Below are 17,740 nucleotides of genomic sequence, written 5' to 3'. Positions count from 1 at the left end.
CAAACTATGTGGAGTAACTCTCTGGAAAGCAAGTAGATAAACATCAAACAACGGTTACAAGTTTGATGCTTAAATCTAATCTTCTAGAGATGACCAGCACCATCGGTGATATACATCACTATTTGGAATTGATTGAACAGCCTTTCATATGAAACCTTGATAGTAGTCACACTAAATAGACATCTAAGCCTCTGCATAGCTTGTTATTTAATCTACTATTAACACCATTATCAAAAACTTTGGCACAGATCACATGAAAAGGCTCGTCGGCAGGCACCTAGAAGAAATGGCGGACATACGATCCACCCGCAAGCAAAAAATTGTCCACTCCTTTTCACTGACTGCCGCTGCGTTATTCATTTTCTACACTTGGGCTTACTTCCAAGGCCAACATTACACACTGTCGGTTTTCGAATTGTGTTTTGCACTGATCGCTATCTCCAATGCATTTTACGTAAGAAAAGTCATTAACCCTGAATATTCCGAATTGATCCTGAGCGGTGTTTTACTGGTTCAAGGGGTCATCCTATTTTTGTACAGTCACGCCATTCCTGACCGAATTCTTTGGCTCTACCCTATTCTGGCGGCGGTGATTTTTATCAATGACTTCAGAATTGGAATCATCTTCAGCACCTCATTTTGTTTGTTTATCAGCACCTTGATTACGGCAATGCCCAATAACTTTTCTCTGCCATTTAACAGCACACATCGGTTTATTCTTAGCCTGTTTACTATGAGCTTGGTGTGTCACACATCCGCTTATTACTACACAAAAGCCGTCAGTTATATCCAACGCCTTTATAAAGAAGGCATTGAAGATCTGGCCTACAGAGACCAACTTACCGGATTGGCCAACCGTTGGAGCTTTGAGCGCTGGGCTGTAGAAAAGCTTGCGACAGTGGATAGTGAGCGATCACTTACGGCATTGGTCTTTTTGGATATAGATGGCTTTAAAGGCATTAACGACAGCTACGGGCACGATGTGGGAGACAGTGTCTTACAGCATTTTGCCAATCGCTTGAGCAACAACATTCGAACCAGAGACAGAAAAAGCCATGAATACGATTATTCCATCGCGCGCTTTGCTGGAGACGAGTTTGTTCTGATGCTCTACGATGTGCCAACTCGTAAAGATCTAGACGGCATTCTAGATAGGATCTGCGGGCTGTTCGAAAGCGGCTGCCAAACAAACGAGAGAATCAAGGAATTGACGTTAAGTGTTGGGGTTGCTTTGTATCCGCAAGATGCCCAAGAATTACATGAGCTGACGAGATGTGCTGATAAAGCGATGTATGTTGCCAAGCATTCAGGAAAAAACCGATATGCTTATTATCACGACAACCCAGTATCAACCTTGATAGAAGAACTACCGACGAATCTAACCTGCTCAGGGTCAGATTCTTCTGAACTTGAAGATTGTCTTGAAGCAAAGGTCGAAGGGAACAATGTTACGCTATTAAAAACGCGCCAACGCTAGCCATTCCTATAACGGAGCGGCGCTGCTAACCTGCAAGGTACATAAGCCAAAGACTCACTAACCCGATCATAATAATCCATATGACTTGACGTGTTCGGTTTGGGTTATTCCCTTTAGGTCGCCTCACCACGGTTTTAAAAGCGGCTTGCTTAGCTGACTGAATAAACGGCGCTTCTATCTCACGTTTTTTCACGCAGCGTTTAACTGCGCTGTTTGCAACCTCTGTAAAGCGCTGGCTTTGCTCCGTTGTAAAGTCGTTATCAAAACCTATCCGACCATGCCTTTCGCCATGTTTTTGCTGAACTGCCATAGCGGCCTCCTTGGCGATATACTCTCTATTGAGTATAGACATAATTTCATATTGTTACCTGTTCAAGATTTTCGAATAAGTCACTCAACGCTGTGCCATCTTCTTTTTAAATCAAATTACATAAACTACAGCTATTCAAGTTTATGAGGGTTTCAAAATGACGAATGTAAGAGCAGTAGATCATGTGATTACAGCACATGCCACCTCAGATGGTGATGGCGTCAAAATCCAACGACTCGCAGGTTTTAATAACGCACGTTTCTCTCCATTTTTAATGATTGATGAACTGAAGTCGGATGAAAGCAAAGACTATGTTGGCGGCTTTCCTCCACATCCTCACCGTGGGATAGAAACGCTCACTTACATGCTCCAAGGTCACTTCCAACACAAAGACCATATGGGGAATGTTGGAGAGCTACGCAGCGGTGGCGCTCAATGGATGGCCGCAGGACGTGGTGTCATTCACAGCGAAATGCCAATGATGGAAGAAGGTGCGCTGCATGGTTTTCAGATTTGGATAAACCAACCTGCGACACACAAAATGCAGCCAGCTCAGTATCACGATTTCCAAAGTGAAAGCATCGCGGAGCATCAAAGTGAGCAAAGTGGTTTGTTAAGAGTGATTGCCGGAGGGTTTGAACTGCACAACCAAACTGACAAGGATTCAGAGGCTTTACGAGCGCAGGGTCCATTACAGAAAACAGGTGTGCCATTAAGCGTTGCGGATTGGCGCTCTCATTCTGGGCAAAAAGTCACGTTAGGGACTAATGTTAATCACAATGCCATGACTTATGTGTACCGAGGCAGTATTAAGATCGGCGACAAAGTCATCAACCAAAGTCAACTTGCCCTGCTCACCAAAGCTGAATTGTTGTCTTTAGAAAGCCTAGAAGATTCAGGTGTACTGATTTTTTCTGGTCAGCCGATTAATGAACCTGTCGTGCACTATGGTCCGTTTGTCATGAACTCGATGGAAGAGATTGAACAGACAATTCAAGACTACAACAACGGTGTGTTTGAGACTTACTGATGTCTTGGCTTTGAGCTTTGAAGGTTGAAGAGATTTTGCAACGAACAACGATTTGGTCATCCATTTGATGACTACAAAAACAAGTGACACTATCCACTGCCGGTTACTATCACTTATTTAACCACGCTCCTAGAGCGTGGTTTTTTTCTATTCAATCAGAGACAAACGATGCCCTGATTGAACAAATTTAGATCTGATTACAAATACTCACATAGGTAAGCTGTCGCTTCTTTTACCTGTAGGTCGAATGAAGAGTCACCCGCAACGTCAAAAGACTCACCAGATTGGTATGTCGTCCAATCATCATCGCCAACACGCTTTACAATCAAAGCACCTTTAACAACGGTCATCTTTTCTGGAGCCGCAGTACCAAAAGTGTACTCACCAGCCGCCATTACACCAACACTCACATCAGCACCAGACTGGTTAAACGCTAACGACTTAACGCCACCTTCAAAGTATGTGTTTTCTTTAATCATTGTACTTCCTTGTTATCTTCAAATTGCAATTATTGAGCTCACCGAGTAAGCCTATGCGTAAATTTAGGTGATAATTGTTTTAACCAATTCGAGACTTTCCTACAAGAAATAAATACGCATAGCTTAGGCATTTCTTGAATTCGCTTTCATTGATAACGTAAATACCAAGGAATCAGGCAAAAAATCGCCAACGCAACCAAATTTATTGGAACATTCGATCCTGCTTCTAACTCTTATAACAATTTTTGCAAACTAAGGTTTTAGTTAATAGAATCTAAAATAATATCAGTGGGAAAATGAAGAAATAATGGCAAAAAAGTCGGTCAAAAGCAGAGATTTATTTGCCAACTCGTTACTCTACAGCTTCCTATTAGCTGGTTTTATGATTGCCCTCACCGCGGGCTATTTTGCTTACCAAGCCCACCAACAATCTGTCAGCCCAAGCAATGTCTATGGCACATGGATAGAGATTGCAGCACCACCTTACAATACTGATACCCTGACACTTTCAGAAAACGGTGTGATGATGAATCATCGTCTTATCACTACCTCATTCGATTTTGACGGGAAGATCGTCACGATCAACACTGGCTCTGGAACCACCGTTTACACCATCAGTGGTACTTACGATTCGCCTCGCTTAAAGCGATTAGAGCCAAGCGTACCATCTCAGCAATTTATTAAAGAAGGCTACGAAGATACTGCGACTGGTGATACCCATAGTGTCATGCAACAACGACGCGCTTCCTTAGCTGAGCAATTCAAAAGATAACCCTCTTATCCATACTGCCATAAGCATTCGTCTTCAAGTTTACCCGTCGATCGACCCCGCTCGCTCAACATACTTCACTTTGTGATTCAGCTTCAATCCACAGTATTTTCTTATAGTTTGTCGCACCTTTTCATAACTTCATGTTGTGAATTTTCACTTGTGAGATTTTCCTACTGAAGGATGTTTTATTTTATAAAACATGGACTCAGCATCTCACTCATTAAGCAACAGAATTGTAACAAGATACAATTTTTTAGTTGTCCATCGAAAACGGATTTATTTTCAGTTATAAAATTAAAACTCTCTCGAATACTGACTGGGAAGCTCCTTCAAAACTGACTGGAGCCGTTTTATGGGGCCATTTGGTTCTCGTAACCTTCAAGGAATGAGAGAAAAAGTATGATTCGTATAAATACCTGTGCTGCGAGCATTGCTCTAGCGCTATCTGGTACAGCATTAGCTGCTCCAACAGCACCTAGCATCGACATGTACGGTTCCAACAACCTGCAATTTTCTAAAATTGAACTCGCGATGGAAACCACCTCTGGCTACAACCAGATGGTTAAATATCACGACAAAGCAAAAGTCGACGTTAAGTTCAACCAATGGAGCGGAACGTCAGGAAACACGTACAACATCTACTTTGATGGCGTTAAAGTAGCCACTGGCCCAATCACTGGCAGCCAAACCACGGCTTCATTCGAATATGGCCAAGGCGGCTTATTCGAAATGGAAATAGAAGCGTGTGACGAAACAGGTTGTAGCAAAAGCGCACCCGCTAAAATCACGATTGCCGATACAGATGGCGCACACTTAGCGCCACTTGCGATGAATGTGGATCCAAACAACAAGTCATACAATACCGACCCAAACACGGTAGTAGGCACTTACTTTGTTGAGTGGGGTATTTATGGTCGTGATTACACGGTTGATAACCTACCCGCTGACAACTTGACCCATATCCTTTATGGCTTCATCCCAATTTGTGGTCCTAATGAATCAGTAAAATCGGTAGGCGGCAACAGCTACAATGCACTAATGACAGCCTGTCAGGGTGTAAACGATTACGAAGTGGTGATTCATGACCCATGGGCGGCTTTCCAAAAGAGTTTCCCGCAAGCTGGTCACGAATACAGCTCACCTATCAAGGGTAACTACGCAATGATGATGGCGCTAAAACAGCGCAATCCAGACTTGAAAATCATCCCATCAATTGGTGGTTGGACACTGTCTGACCCGTTCTTCGATTTCACTACAAAAGCGAACCGCGACACGTTCGTTGCATCGGTTAAGAAGTTCCTAAATACATGGAAATTCTACGATGGTGTCGATATTGACTGGGAATTCCCAGGTGGAGGCGGTGCTGCTCCCGATCTTGGTGACCCTGTAAATGACGGCCCTGCTTACATTGCATTGATGGCAGAGCTGCGCGTTATGTTGGATGAGCTAGAAGCGGAAAACGGTCGTACTTACGAGCTAACATCTGCGATCGGTGTTGGTCACGATAAGATTGAAGACGTGAACTACGGCGATGCTATCCAATACATGGATTACATCTTCGCAATGACTTACGACTTCTACGGCGGTTGGAACAACGTGTTAGGTCACCAAACAGCACTCAACTGCGGTAACTTCATGCGCCCTGGTCAATGTGATGGCACAGGGCTTGATGAAAATGGCGAGCAGTACACCGGCCCAGCTTACACCACAGACAACGGCATCCAGTTGCTACTTGAGCAAGGCGTTCCAGCGAACAAACTTGTGGTTGGTACAGCGATGTACGGTCGTGGCTGGGAAGGCGTATTACCATCATCACTCACCGATCCTAGCGACCCTATGACAGGGGTGGGTAACGGCAAACTGAAAGGCAGCTCTGCGCAAGGCGTATGGGAAGATGGCGTTATTGACTACAAAGGCATTAAAGCGAACATGCTTGGTGCAAACAACCAAGGCATCAACGGCTTTGAGTATGGTTACGACGAAATGGCAGAAGCGCCTTACGTTTGGAACCGTACTTCGGGCAAGCTGATCACATTTGATGATGACCGCTCAGTAAAAGCAAAAGGCGCGTACGTTCGTAGCCTTGGCCTTGCGGGTCTATTCTCTTGGGAGATTGATGCAGATAACGGCGACATCCTCAACGCAATGCATGAAGGCCTAGCGGGCGGAACAACAGATCCTGTCAACCGCGAGCCAACAGCTGCCGCAGGCGCAGACCAATCGGTTGAAGGCCCAGCTTCTGTTTCTCTAGACGGTAGTGCTTCAAAAGACAGCGACGGCTCAATTGCGAGCTACGCTTGGTCACAAGTAAGCGGCACGGCAGTAACGCTGGCGAACGCTAATGCGGCTGTTGCAAGCTTCGATGTGGTTGAAGTCGCTCAACAAGAAGTACTAACCTTCAGCCTAACGGTAACTGATAACGAAGGTGCTACTGCAACTGACACAGTGGTTGTAACAGTAACCCCTAAGGACACAGGTCCAGTCAATACAGCACCAGTTGCGATTGTTTCAGCTCCAGCTGAAGTTAATGCGGGTGACGTAGTCGTGGTTGATGCTTCGGCTTCGAGCGATGCTGACCAAGATACATTGACCTTCACGTGGGATGTGCCTGCTGGTATCGATGCAACGGTTCAAGGTGCTTCAGTGAGCTTTGTCGCGGCGGAATACACGCAAGATACAACGCTGAACTTCTCTGTAACGGTCAGCGATGGCACTGATACATCGGTTGCGGCTACTTCAGTGAAAGTTCTAAAGAAAACCACAGGCGGCGGTACGTGTACTAACGCTTGGGATTCAGGCGCGGTTTACACTGGTGGCGACCAAGTGACTCAAGGCGGTAAGATTTGGGAAGCGAAATGGTGGACAACCGGTGAAGATCCAACAACGACAGGCCAATGGGGCGTGTGGAAAGAGATTGGTCCTGCAAGCTGTTAACTAAAAATAGGGTTGAGCTAAACACCAACTAAGCATCAACTAAATCCCTAAAACAAAGGCCAACCAGATAATGTCTGGTTGGCCTTTTTAGTGTTTGTTTTCTTAACCTGCGTTCTACTGGCTTGATTAGTTAAAGTTAACCAATCAAGTTATCAAAGCTCTCAAATACTTGTGGGCACTTCATTACTCGCCCGTGGCCCTGTCCTTGAGTCGCAATTAAAGTAACGCGACCCATTTCATTAGCAGCACGCTGAGACACATCAAACTTAGTAAACTTGTCTTGCTCATCATGAACGATGATCGTCTGAGACTCACGAAGCGCTAGCTTTCCATAGGGATCAACAGACTGAATCGGGTAGTTAAACTGCTCTTCGACTTCTCCAACTACCGCCTCGAACAGTTTCATTGAGTAGCCAGAACGCGCAACGCTGCCAAATAGGTTTTCTAGATAATCCAGTACAGGTGCAATCAGCAATAATGGCTTGTTTTCCAATTTAACGTGCTTACATTCCAACGCAGAAGCCGTACCCATGCTGTGGCCGACCAAACCAGCTACCTCACCTACCGAATCTAGAATCGCTTCAAGACCGTTCACAAACGCAGGAATATGACCATGTACACCATCGCTGCCACCATGAGCAGGATGATCGTAAGCCAGAGCCGTAAAACCTTTAGCAGCAATATGTTCCATCAGAGGGAAAAACTGACTCGCAGTGCCAGACCAACCATGAGTCAGCACCCAAACAGGTCCGGTACCTAAAGAATAGGTTTTTATAACGCCATCACGACCTTTGATTTCACTCTTGATAAGCCCTTGGGGATCGGCATTTTTTTGCTCGGTACGCATTGGCGTGAGCAGCAGCTTACGTGCGGTTTTCTTCGCATGACTCGGCGCTAGAATGTAATGCAGGTTGGTTGTTGCGCCAATTAAGCTGCGCTTGAAGCTGAATTTGTTCGATGTATTAAAGTAGATTTTGTCACTCATGACCGTTCCTTGTATCGCCATCATCATTGGCGGATCGAGCTCGGCCCTGAAAATCGAACGACCGTGCTATTTGTTAGTATAAAAAATGACGATAGCGCTGTTTATGATTGCTTGCCGCCACTTCTGTTAAAATCTTTTGCAAACCTTAGTTAAGCAAAGTCACATGATTTGCGAGTTAACCTGCTGTATGTATTAAACCGCTCTCCAACTGGCTACCAAGCGCTCGACACCACTCCAAAAATGGGTGTGGCTCGCTTGTTGGCCTCGTAACGAGTAGAACAAGTTCGCACTCAAATAAAGACCGTATAACTCGAAGGTTGCCTGTTTCGGGTCTAAATCGGCTCTGAACTGTTTGCTCTCAACCGCTTTTGCTACCTGAATCGTCAAGTAGTCAATCCACACTGAAATGGTTTTCTGCAGTGCTTTCTGAATCACAGACCTTTCACTGCCCGCATCTTTCCATGCATCAATAAACATGCAACTGCCTTGGAATGAATGGTTCCAGCCCAACCAATTGTCGAGCAGCTGTTTCAATTTCGCTTCAATATCACCATCTCCCAGCTCTCTTGCGGGAATGATGACTCTTTCGGTGAATATGGCGTTGGAATACTCGAGTACAGAGAGTTGCAGGTTTTCTTTAGAGTTGAAGTGTGCAAACAAGCCACTCTTAGACATGCCACACTGCTTGGCTAACTCGCCAATCGTCAAACTCTCAAGCCCATTCTCACTTGCAAGCGCGAATGCATGGCTCAAAATATACTCTTTGGTTATCTTTCCCTTACTCATTATTCACCAATAATAAATCTGATACATTATTTTTAGCACGTTCGTTCTTTTTTTCAAGATTTTTTACTTAACCCTAGGTATTCATTTTGTCTTATCAAAGAACTGTGGAAAAATGCGACAGTATTCAAAGGAATTTGAGTTAACCGATTATTGAGTTTAATAACTAGGGAAAGAGAATGAACACACTTTGGGAACAGTTTGCGTTTTCGGCGTCGGTAACAGGCCCTATCTGTTTAATGCTGTTTCTTGGTGTGATGCTCAAGCGAATCGGCTTAATCAATGACAATTTCATTGATGTCGCATCTAAGGTGGTATTTCAAGTCACCCTGCCCGCGATGCTATTTCTGAGTATTGTTCAATCGAATCACAACTTTTCAGCCAGTAGCGCGTTAGTTGCGTTTGGCGTCATCGCTAACTTTGTCTTTTTCTTGTTCACGATTTTCTCAACCAAATTAGTATTTAAAGGTTCGAAAGATCAAGGTGTGATTGTCCAAGGTGGATTCCGCGCCAATACCGCGATCATCGGCCTCGCCTATGTGGCTAATATCTATGGCAACCAAGGCGTGGCATTGGCGGCTATCTATGTCGCATCTCTAACCGTGTTGTATAACATTCAAGCCGTGATTGCACTGACACCCAAAGGCGAAGACACTGGTGCGAAAGCGATTAAAGTGATCGCTAAGTCGATTACCAAGAACCCATTGATCATCGCTATTTTCTTAGCGGTCGTCTTCTATGCGCTTTCGATTCCTATCCCAAAAATGGTCACTGATGCTGGTCAGTACTTTGCCAACATGACGTTACCTTTGGCACTGCTGTGTACCGGTGGGTCGCTGGACATCAGCTCGCTCAAACAAGAAAAGTTATCGACGTGGTTCGCCTCTAGCTACAAGTTAATTGCCTCACCGTTACTGATTACACTGGCGGCTGGGTACTTAGGATTTGAAGGGCTCGATCTCGGGCTTATCTTCTTGATGAGCGCAGCACCAACAGCAGCGGCAAGCTACGTTATGGCTCGTGCGATGGGAGGAAACTCAACACTGGCGGCTAACATCATCGCGCTTACTACTGTTGTTTCTCTTATCACTTGTACTCTCGGTATTTTTGTACTTACTGCAATGGATTTAATATAGCTGCGACAGGCTTCAAAAAACCGACACTAGCCTTGAAACAAAGGTCATAAGCCTTGATTTAGGACTAACTGGTTGGGCATAAAGACTGCTAGATTTCGTAAAAATTTTACTAAGAGATCTGATATGTCTTCCGTTCAACATACGCCTTCACAACACATCGCCAGTATCGAGTTAGGCCGAGTGATTGCTATCTTGGCGATCATTGGTTTACACGGTCAAATGGCACTCACTTATTGGCAAATAGATGAAGTGCCTTGGATCGGTTATGTACTCAACCAAACCGCTCGTTTTGCGGTACCTCTGTTTTTCCTAATTTCCGGTTATCTTATTCAGCCCAAGCTGACTGCCTCCCCGTGGCAAACCGTCATTAATTACTCTAAACCACTGCTTAAGGTTTGGTTAGCATGGAGCATCATTTGCTTAGTGATGCCATTCAACCTCGCGAAGGTAGAAGAGTTTGGTTACCTAGGTGAGCGCCAAGGCTATTGGGGTTTCTTAATGAACACGCCACTTAACTCTTTCTTAGAGGGTGGATTGGTTCATTTATGGTTTATTCCCGCTCTGGTTTGTGCAGTTTTGATCATTGCTTTGATAGTCGAAATAAAACTCGACAAACTGCTATTACCAGCGGCCATTGTACTTTACGTTTATGGTGTTTTAGCGGGCAGCTACGCAACGCTAACCGGGTTAGAAGCACCTTTCTTCACGCGTAATGGCCCGTTCTTTAGCACGTTAATGGTGACCTTAGGTTTCCTCATTCGTCAGAATCAATGGAAGGTGTCATCCGCTAAAGCGCTGGCGTTATTAGCGTTAGGCATGTTGATTCACTTTGCTGAGGCGGCGTGGCTCACCACGTTCGACGTCGGATTCAACATGAATGATTTCTTGTTTGGTACGGCACTATGGGGAATGGGCGTATTTATGTGGCTTTTGGCTAATCCAAACATCGGCGACTATGCGTGGGTTCGCGCGATCTCGAATCGTATGTTAGGCATCTACGTTTGCCATTTGCTGATCATTATCGTGCTGTTCAATGTCTGTGGAGTCTTAGGCATTACGGAATTGACAAAAGACGTTACGGTATTTTTTGGCACCGTATTGTTGAGCTTCGGGTTGGTTGTTGGAATCGAAAAAACACCACTGCGACGCGTGCTGCTTCGTTAGTGTTTGTGCCTAACATCATCAGCTAAATCAGTTTTAAAGAGTCACAAAAAGTAAAGGCAAGATAACGGATTATCTTGCCTTTATTTCATCATGTCAGTAATGAGACTGTGTCACTCGCTGGAGTGTTATCGGAACGCCATTGCGCCCTTGCCAACACCTTCATAAGCGACGATTTGTAGTGATTGGTTCTCTGCTAGGCTAGGTTCAACTTGATCCGCGATATAGCCAGCAAGTAATTCCACCGTGGTATCTGTCGGTAAAATTTCCGTCTCACTCTTAGCAATCGCTAGCTCAAATTCGCCTTGTGGCGCGGTGTAGCGGAAGCCATAGTGACTTTCATCATTAACACTGTTCGCGTTTTCACTCAGGTTAAGTGATGAAACTGAAACTTGGTCTTCTTTAGAACCTAAATAAATGTCTTCCCAACGCTGAGCAAATGCTTGTTCACGTTGCCCGTCACGCTGACCATCGACCACGATTTCTACTGGAGAACGGTGACCATGCGCGATGCGTTGGCAGTTGCCATCATGCTTTTTTAAACCATGGGTGTAGTGGTAGAACGCGCCATTAATGTTCTCATGACGTAGGGTGATCTCTAACCCTGTGACGTTACTTGGTAGGTTATCGCGAAGAATATTGTAAACGTGTGCGGTCACACTCTCGATGGTGATCGCTTCTGCATCAATGAGGCAATATGCTTCATCAGGGCAATGTAGATGAAGACTCTTGTCACCACGCAACACATCAACCTTAGAGTAGCCCGCTTTGCTCGCTTGAAGAACAATTGCAGCGCTCTGCATTGGCAGCAGCAAACGGTGATCAACATGCTCATCGACAAGCTGTTTGATCTGCTTTTTGACCTTGCTAAAATCCAGCACCATGCTCATTTCATTAAGTTCACCAGACATGGTGACATCTAAAATCCAACTATCTCCTACGACCCCTCTGTGTTCACAGATGTATGAAGAATCGATAACGGTAAGGTCTCTTACAAATAGGTTCAAGTTGAACTCCTTAATACTTTAATGAGATACGGGAGGCTGAATAATGCTCAGCAGGCACTTCGTCTCATTGATGTCTGATAAAATAGGACGGGCAGGATGTTACAACGAGCTAATAAAGTCCACCTTTTTACACCGTCATTCGAGAAATGAACAAACTACGCTCAATTTCCGCTAAAACATAGGCCAGCCTGATGCCAATAGCCATATTGCAGGTAGGGATGGCCAGCGCTTCACGACGCATTTTGCTTTAGCCAAAGGCGCGGCGACACTCCGGCAACATGTTGAAAAGCACGTGAGAATCCTGAATAGCTATTGTAACCCACTTCATCAGCGACCCAATTGATCGGCTTATTTTGCAATAACAGAGATTGAGCAACAGAGACTCGCCACTTTTGCACATAATCTCCCGGCGTTTCACCCACTTCCCGTTTGAACGCTTCAATAAACTGAGTACGAGACATCGCGGCCAGTGACGCCATTTCGGCAAATAAACAATGCAAGGCTGCGACAAATGCCTGTGTTCCGTGTGAGCGCTAGACAAGCTCAACTCCCCCGCGCTCAATACATGAAGGTGGCCCTCTTTACCTTGTTGCGCGTTAAATGACGATACTCCACACAGGTTTCCAGAATAGAAAACGCCAGTGCGTATCGAGAAGTGTTCCATTAGTTGTGAAAGCAGATCCATGCATCCTCCGAACGATTCGCTTAGTTTTTAGTTCTTTTGTCCCTCTATAGACCGGACGAGTGGGCTAAATTATTTCAAACAAGATAACCAACACTGACAAGGAACTTGATATGTCACACATGAAATCGACCAGTCAAAAAATCACTCTAATGGCCGCGTTACTAGGCACCAGCTTTTCGTTAATGGCAGCAGACCTTGATATGAGTGTCGACAGCAATAACCTCGCAATTAAAGGCTATGATCCTGTCGCTTACTTTGCCAATGAAGGTCCAGTAAAAGGCACATCTGAGTTCACAGCGACCTATAAGAATGCGATCTATAACTTTGCGAGCAGTGAAAACAGAGATGAATTTCGAGCCAATCCAGAAGCCTATGCCCCTCAATATGGCGGTTACTGCGCGTTTGGAGTAGCCATGGGTAAGAAGTTTGAAACCGACCCTCTCGCTTGGAAGGTGGAAGATGGAAAGTTGTATCTGAACTTAGACAAATCGGTTCAGAAACGCTGGCTGGAGAATACACAAGAGTTCATCCAAGACGCCAACAGCAACTGGACAACCATCAAAACCGTAGAAGCCTATAAGCTCTAGCCTACAGCGCTTATCCATTGCCCAAGAATAAAACGGAAGCGACCGAACGCTTCCGTTTTCATTGGGATTTTCCCCAAAGAGGCCAACCCAAAGCGATTGGCAACACCTACTAAGTCCATTTCTATTCTATACTCCTAGCAGATAAGCTTTTCTTTTTATGGAAGAATAATGATATTACCTAGGATTTTTGCACTTGGGCTCTGCGCCTTATCAACACTGAGTTATGCAGCTCCATGGCAGTTCGTCAAAAGTGAAGACGGCATCATCATTGATAAGAGACCTCACAGTGAAGGCTTAGTAGAGATACGAGCACAAATGCAAACGCCCACCACTTACTCCGGTTTTTTACTGTTGCTGGAAGACAGCGAGAACGTGCCAAACTGGATAGACAATGTGTCGCAAAGCCGTGTCTTGATGCAGATATCTGAGGCAGAAAACATCGTCTATACCCAATTCAAAGCGCCTTGGCCTGCTAGAGATCGCGATATGGTGACCTACTCAAAGTACAGCATCGAGGATGGGCAGTTTGTCTTGTCGATAAAGGATGCGTCTAACTATTTGGCGAAAGAATCTGGGTATATTCGAATTTACGATGTGGACGCACTTTGGACGCTGCAACCGCTCACTAATGGCAATACTTACATCACCTACACCGCATATGCGAACGCAGGTGGCATCTTGCCCAATTGGTTGATGAATAAGTTATCGATAGGCAGTGCGCTGAGCACGTTTAAGGGGCTGAAAGAACAGCTACCAAAATACCAAGGCCAGCAGCACCCCAACCTGCCAAGTGAGTCTCGTTAGCGGTACAAGTAAATAGGTAAATAAGGTTAAAGACTAAGGTCTTCTTGCTAGGTCGCGAGCTAAGATAAGCGCTAAACCAAACACCTGAAGAAACAGGGCGATGTTCTTATAGAAAGCCATTTTCTCATCAAGCCTTTGGATCAACTCAACCAAGGTCAGGTTATCCAAATAGTAGTCATCAATTCGTGATCGTTGCGATTCTTGGGCATTGTTTATCAGCATCATAAGCTTAGGTAAATTAGCCAACGAGATGGCCGGCACCTCGTCACTCACCCAACTCCGAAGTTGTCCGCGAAGCGCTTCATCAAGAACAGTGGCAGGTTGAGCGATTTCTGGGGATAGCTTATCAAGGTGAATCAGGATCGCTTCACGCTTACGCTCTAAGGTTTCGATCGTATTCCAGGACAGTTGTATAGAGTACACATTACCGTATTTACGATCGTTGTATTCCGATTTCTCCGCTTCAATTTTATCGAGCACCAAGCTCGACATGACAATCGCCATGATGTTGAGTATTAGCCCTGCAAGGACAATCGCCCAAGCAGGAGGAAGGCGCAATGCCATAATGCTCCCTAGAACATTTTATCAAAAGGTAGGTAAGCTAAGTTTAGGACAATCAAGGAGATCATGCAGATAAGCGTTAACACCATACCCACTTTTCTGCCTTTGAAATTCTTCGCTAAGATCCCTTTAGCGTGAATCACTCGCCCCACAATAAACGCCACACCAATGACATGAATAAGCCACACACCAGCCCCATTCATCTCTAGCAACCCCATCAAAATCACCGTGATTGGGATGTAATCCATCGCGTTACTTTGTGCCGAACGTGCTATCTGTAACGACTCAACACCGCCATCGGCATGAGCAACAAGATTGATTCGTCTTTGCTTAATAACTTCAATCGCCAACCAAATCATTACTACCGTCAGCAGAGCTGCGTAAAGTGCTGTAACCATCATATTTCCCTATTTTTTTGTCTTAACTCAGTGTTCTTTTCTATCTTTTCGACATTAACCGCCAAGATAAAATGATAATCACGCCCGAGCACTTGTAAGAGATCTCTCACACCGAACGTAAGAGATCACAATCAAGCTTCGCAGAAAATTCCTAAAATACAAACCCAACCCCTTGTTTTGTATGAATCCACGCATATTTCTTTCGGTTAGTGAGTACATTTATTTCTTGAGGTGGATTGTGAGTAAAGCCTCTGCAGTGTTTAATACACATGTCGACAGGGAGTTGGCAGGAACAGGAAAAAGCCTAACGGATTAGGTATCTTCAGGATGAAGATTTGATGACTTAGGATGAGTTATCAGCAAGGAAGTTTTGCTCTAGGATAGAGTCGCTTGTCAGGATGATGAGTTAGCAAGGACACCGCTAGGAAGGCGATGAATTGGATAGGTTAAAGGATTTAGCCACGTCAAGGAACGATGCAGGGAGCACCAGTTACCTATTGAAAGATAAGTAACGCGCAGTAGCAGGATGGCTACGAAAAGAATAGACCCCGTTTGGTGAAAGCCAAACGGGGTTTCCTTTTTTGTAACGTCTAAAAGCTGTTAGCAGCTAACCGTTAAAAGTCACGTTACAAAATAATGTTCATCAAGAACATTGCACCAAAGGCATTCAATACCGAAATCGCGATCATCACCGGGATATAACGACCTTCAGTACCAATTGGTCCCATAATACGACCCATGTATTGAACCTGAGAGCCCATCAAGTAGATAGCTGGCGCCAAGATAGCGATATGGTTGCCGTTCAGAATGCCTTGATCAAACAACGTGATAACCACACCCACAGCACCACCCATCGACATCCACGCACCAATCAATACTGCTGCCGCTTCGCCAGGTAAACCAAATACCGCCATGATTGGAGCAAAAACACTGCCCATCAAATCCAGCGCACCGGTGATCTGCAATGCCTTGATGATCACAAACGCCATCAAAACATTCGGTACCGTAGAGGTAGTCGCAATAACCCAGCCTTTCTTAGCACCTTCAACGAAAATATCAGTAACCATTGGTTTCTTTGCTTTAACTTCGCTCATTATGCTACTTCCTCTGCCAGTTTTTGTTCTTTGTCTGATTTTGGTTTGTCTTCTTTGCCTTCAGTAATGTTGAGGTAAATACGGAACAGGTTCGCACCGACAAACTTGAAGATGAACATCACAGCCACAGCCAAACCAATTGACGATGTTACCGCCAAAGAACCATCCATCGCCGTTAGAGTGAACAGAACCGCTCCTGAAGAGAAAAAGTTAACGATCGCCGCGCCCGCCGTAAACTGGAACATGGTGAAGACATCGGTTTCACGCTTAGTCAAATGCCCTTCATCTTTCAGCTGCCTCGTCATCGCTGCACCCGCATCGGTACTTTGCAAAGAAGCAATCAGTGCCAAGCCTGAGTTACCCGGAATACCCATTAGAGGGCGAAGCAGAGGTGTCAGTAGTTTACGAGCCGCGTCCAGTGCACCGTAGTGCTCAAGTACGTTGATCATACCCAGTGCAAACATCACGGTCGGAATAAGTGTCAAAGCAAAAATGAAACCGTCGCGAGCACCACTACCGCCTTTACCGCGCAATGACGTCGTTGCCGCTTGGATACCATCAGCCGTCTCACTGACATCGTAAGCGACCTTACCAAATGAACCGTTGAGCGTTGTAAAATCGAGCACTCCATACCATTCATTGGACTGCATTAAGCCTGAAAAGAACACAATCGCGAATGCGAGTGCGATATAGCTGCCGATCGTGACTTTACGATCGGTTTTAGTTGGATTAGTCATAAGGACCTCTATACATCTCGTTTATGTGGAACAGAACACGTATAGATAGTGCAAACTAATGAGCAATAGGTTAATGACCAAAATCAAATAGCGTATCGGTTTGAACACAAGAACCACAGCAACATATAAAACTGTGATTTAGATTTAAAAGCAGAGGCATACGCTAAAATAATTAGAATATTTCACATACAAAACTAAACAAAATTCGCTTCAACAGCGCAACCAAAAACGCACACAATCACCACACAAGTAAGGTTTCAAATGACAGGTTTTTACCTAGTCTGATCTCTGATAATGATGTAAGTGATCTCTTACATGTTTTTTTGTTCAATTTTAATTCGATTATAATACAGCGGCTTAAATCGTGGTTACGCTTCAAAAATGCAATCGTTTACCTATTATTGGTTGAGTTTTGAACCATGGCTAAACCGTGAGCCATTTTATAAAGAATTTGAGCTTAATTCGAAATTTCAGCCCTTAGAGGTGCTATAGACTTCGCGCTGCCAATATCGAAGGAGAACGGTGGTGATGATGATGGAAATGAGAACGCTTAAATATCAAGTAATGGGCAAAGGCATGTGGATCACTGCAACGGTATCTCGCGCAGTAGCGGACAAACTTGCGCTGGAATATCAATCCTACGGCTGGCCTGTTGAAGTATGTGCCGCAGAACAAACACTGACGTTTGATCTCAATGCTGCATAATATTGGCAATGGCGAATAAGCTCTATCGGTACTAAACCCGGTAGGGCTTTTTCCCTAACCTCTATAATCTCTATAATCTCTATTTCTCTATTTCT

General features: G+C 44.8%; 19 protein-coding genes and 1 pseudogene. 9 read left to right on the top strand and 11 right to left on the bottom strand.

All coding sequences use genetic code 11. From position 1 onward, the window contains the following. Nucleotides 1-286: 286 nt before the first annotated feature. Nucleotides 287-1,477, top strand: coding sequence for a GGDEF domain-containing protein (locus AB4323_RS04300; protein ID WP_372151793.1), 1,191 nt, complete (start codon nucleotides 287-289; stop codon nucleotides 1,475-1,477). A 25-nt stretch (nucleotides 1,478-1,502) separates the two neighbouring features. Here AB4323_RS04300 and AB4323_RS04295 read toward each other — a convergent pair whose 3' ends face one another. Continuing rightward, a complete protein-coding gene (locus AB4323_RS04295; protein WP_372151701.1) occupies nucleotides 1,503-1,787 on the bottom strand; it encodes a hypothetical protein in 285 nt (94 codons plus the stop codon). 157 nt (nucleotides 1,788-1,944) lie between these two features. Between AB4323_RS04295 and AB4323_RS04290 the strand changes: the two genes are divergently transcribed. Then, the gene (locus AB4323_RS04290) at nucleotides 1,945-2,817 is read left to right on the top strand and encodes a pirin family protein (RefSeq protein ID WP_017069674.1); all 873 of its coding nucleotides are present in this window, start codon (nucleotides 1,945-1,947) and stop codon (nucleotides 2,815-2,817) included. Between the two features lie 197 nt (nucleotides 2,818-3,014). On the opposite strand, the gene AB4323_RS04285 is transcribed toward AB4323_RS04290, so the two are convergent. Beyond that, nucleotides 3,015-3,296 (bottom strand): pyrimidine/purine nucleoside phosphorylase, encoded by a 282-nt coding sequence (locus AB4323_RS04285; RefSeq protein WP_017057600.1) that lies wholly within the window; start codon nucleotides 3,294-3,296, stop codon nucleotides 3,015-3,017. 307 nt (nucleotides 3,297-3,603) lie between these two features. Between AB4323_RS04285 and AB4323_RS04280 the strand changes: the two genes are divergently transcribed. Both AB4323_RS04280 and AB4323_RS04275 read left to right on the top strand, forming a co-directional pair. Next, nucleotides 3,604-4,068 (top strand): DUF2850 domain-containing protein, encoded by a 465-nt coding sequence (locus AB4323_RS04280; RefSeq protein WP_372151699.1) that lies wholly within the window; start codon nucleotides 3,604-3,606, stop codon nucleotides 4,066-4,068. 399 nt (nucleotides 4,069-4,467) lie between these two features. Continuing rightward, nucleotides 4,468-7,002, top strand: a complete 2,535-nt coding sequence (locus tag AB4323_RS04275; RefSeq protein ID WP_372151697.1) for a glycosyl hydrolase family 18 protein — start codon at nucleotides 4,468-4,470, stop codon at nucleotides 7,000-7,002. 136 nt (nucleotides 7,003-7,138) lie between these two features. Here the strand turns inward: AB4323_RS04275 and AB4323_RS04270 are convergent, their stop codons facing one another. Together AB4323_RS04270 and AB4323_RS04265 are read right to left on the bottom strand one after the other, a co-directional pair. Beyond that, nucleotides 7,139-7,987: an alpha/beta hydrolase gene (locus tag AB4323_RS04270; RefSeq protein ID WP_017061536.1), complete on the bottom strand. Its 849-nt coding sequence runs from the start codon at nucleotides 7,985-7,987 to the stop codon at nucleotides 7,139-7,141. A 192-nt stretch (nucleotides 7,988-8,179) separates the two neighbouring features. Continuing rightward, nucleotides 8,180-8,773 carry a TetR/AcrR family transcriptional regulator gene (locus tag AB4323_RS04265; protein ID WP_029235279.1) on the bottom strand — a complete coding sequence of 198 codons (594 nt, stop codon included), beginning with the start codon at nucleotides 8,771-8,773 and terminating at the stop codon, nucleotides 8,180-8,182. A 176-nt stretch (nucleotides 8,774-8,949) separates the two neighbouring features. Here AB4323_RS04265 and AB4323_RS04260 point away from each other — a divergent pair, with 176 nt between their 5' ends. After that, nucleotides 8,950-9,906 carry an AEC family transporter gene (locus AB4323_RS04260; protein WP_048610304.1) on the top strand — a complete coding sequence of 319 codons (957 nt, stop codon included), beginning with the start codon at nucleotides 8,950-8,952 and terminating at the stop codon, nucleotides 9,904-9,906. 123 nt (nucleotides 9,907-10,029) lie between these two features. Beyond that, the gene (locus AB4323_RS04255) at nucleotides 10,030-11,070 is read left to right on the top strand and encodes an acyltransferase (RefSeq protein WP_372151695.1); all 1,041 of its coding nucleotides are present in this window, start codon (nucleotides 10,030-10,032) and stop codon (nucleotides 11,068-11,070) included. Between the two features lie 125 nt (nucleotides 11,071-11,195). On the opposite strand, the gene AB4323_RS04250 is transcribed toward AB4323_RS04255, so the two are convergent. Both AB4323_RS04250 and AB4323_RS04245 read right to left on the bottom strand, forming a co-directional pair. Continuing rightward, a complete protein-coding gene (locus AB4323_RS04250; RefSeq protein ID WP_104216219.1) occupies nucleotides 11,196-12,074 on the bottom strand; it encodes a 6-carboxytetrahydropterin synthase in 879 nt (292 codons plus the stop codon). A 230-nt stretch (nucleotides 12,075-12,304) separates the two neighbouring features. Beyond that, nucleotides 12,305-12,759: pseudogene (locus tag AB4323_RS04245) on the bottom strand (helix-turn-helix domain-containing protein). A 110-nt stretch (nucleotides 12,760-12,869) separates the two neighbouring features. Between AB4323_RS04245 and AB4323_RS04240 the strand changes: the two are divergent. Then, entirely contained in the window at nucleotides 12,870-13,346 is a 477-nt protein-coding gene (locus tag AB4323_RS04240) for a YHS domain-containing (seleno)protein (RefSeq protein WP_017067245.1), read from the top strand. On the opposite strand, the gene AB4323_RS04235 is transcribed toward AB4323_RS04240, so the two are convergent. Further along, nucleotides 13,343-13,465 (bottom strand): hypothetical protein, encoded by a 123-nt coding sequence (locus AB4323_RS04235; RefSeq protein ID WP_017061529.1) that lies wholly within the window; start codon nucleotides 13,463-13,465, stop codon nucleotides 13,343-13,345. The genes AB4323_RS04240 and AB4323_RS04235 overlap by 4 nt on opposite strands. 49 nt (nucleotides 13,466-13,514) lie before the next feature. Between AB4323_RS04235 and AB4323_RS04230 the strand changes: the two genes are divergently transcribed. Beyond that, nucleotides 13,515-14,150, top strand: a complete 636-nt coding sequence (locus tag AB4323_RS04230) for an START domain-containing protein (protein WP_372151693.1) — start codon at nucleotides 13,515-13,517, stop codon at nucleotides 14,148-14,150. 33 nt (nucleotides 14,151-14,183) lie between these two features. On the opposite strand, the gene AB4323_RS04225 is transcribed toward AB4323_RS04230, so the two are convergent. The 4 genes from AB4323_RS04225 to AB4323_RS04210 all read right to left on the bottom strand — a co-directional run bounded on the left by AB4323_RS04225 (nucleotide 14,184) and on the right by AB4323_RS04210 (nucleotide 16,940). Then, nucleotides 14,184-14,714, bottom strand: coding sequence for a hypothetical protein (locus AB4323_RS04225; RefSeq protein ID WP_017094217.1), 531 nt, complete (start codon nucleotides 14,712-14,714; stop codon nucleotides 14,184-14,186). Nucleotides 14,715-14,722: 8 nt separating this feature from the next. After that, entirely contained in the window at nucleotides 14,723-15,109 is a 387-nt protein-coding gene (locus AB4323_RS04220; protein ID WP_050632578.1) for an MAPEG family protein, read from the bottom strand. Between the two features lie 626 nt (nucleotides 15,110-15,735). Next, a complete protein-coding gene (locus AB4323_RS04215) occupies nucleotides 15,736-16,203 on the bottom strand; it encodes a YjiG family protein (protein WP_004737023.1) in 468 nt (155 codons plus the stop codon). Continuing rightward, nucleotides 16,203-16,940, bottom strand: coding sequence for a nucleoside recognition domain-containing protein (locus AB4323_RS04210; RefSeq protein WP_017077048.1), 738 nt, complete (start codon nucleotides 16,938-16,940; stop codon nucleotides 16,203-16,205). Before AB4323_RS04210 ends, AB4323_RS04215 begins: the two co-directional genes overlap by 1 nt. A 528-nt stretch (nucleotides 16,941-17,468) precedes the next feature. Between AB4323_RS04210 and AB4323_RS04205 the strand changes: the two genes are divergently transcribed. After that, nucleotides 17,469-17,645, top strand: a complete 177-nt coding sequence (locus tag AB4323_RS04205; protein WP_004732739.1) for a hypothetical protein — start codon at nucleotides 17,469-17,471, stop codon at nucleotides 17,643-17,645. Nucleotides 17,646-17,740 lie beyond the last annotated feature (95 nt).

The sequence above is a fragment of the Vibrio sp. 10N.261.52.C11 genome (genome assembly GCF_041471405.1).
Lineage (GTDB): Bacteria > Pseudomonadota > Gammaproteobacteria > Enterobacterales > Vibrionaceae > Vibrio > Vibrio crassostreae_C.
The sequence above is the reverse complement of the archived record's forward strand: the minus strand, read 5'-3'. Positions and strand labels throughout refer to the sequence as shown.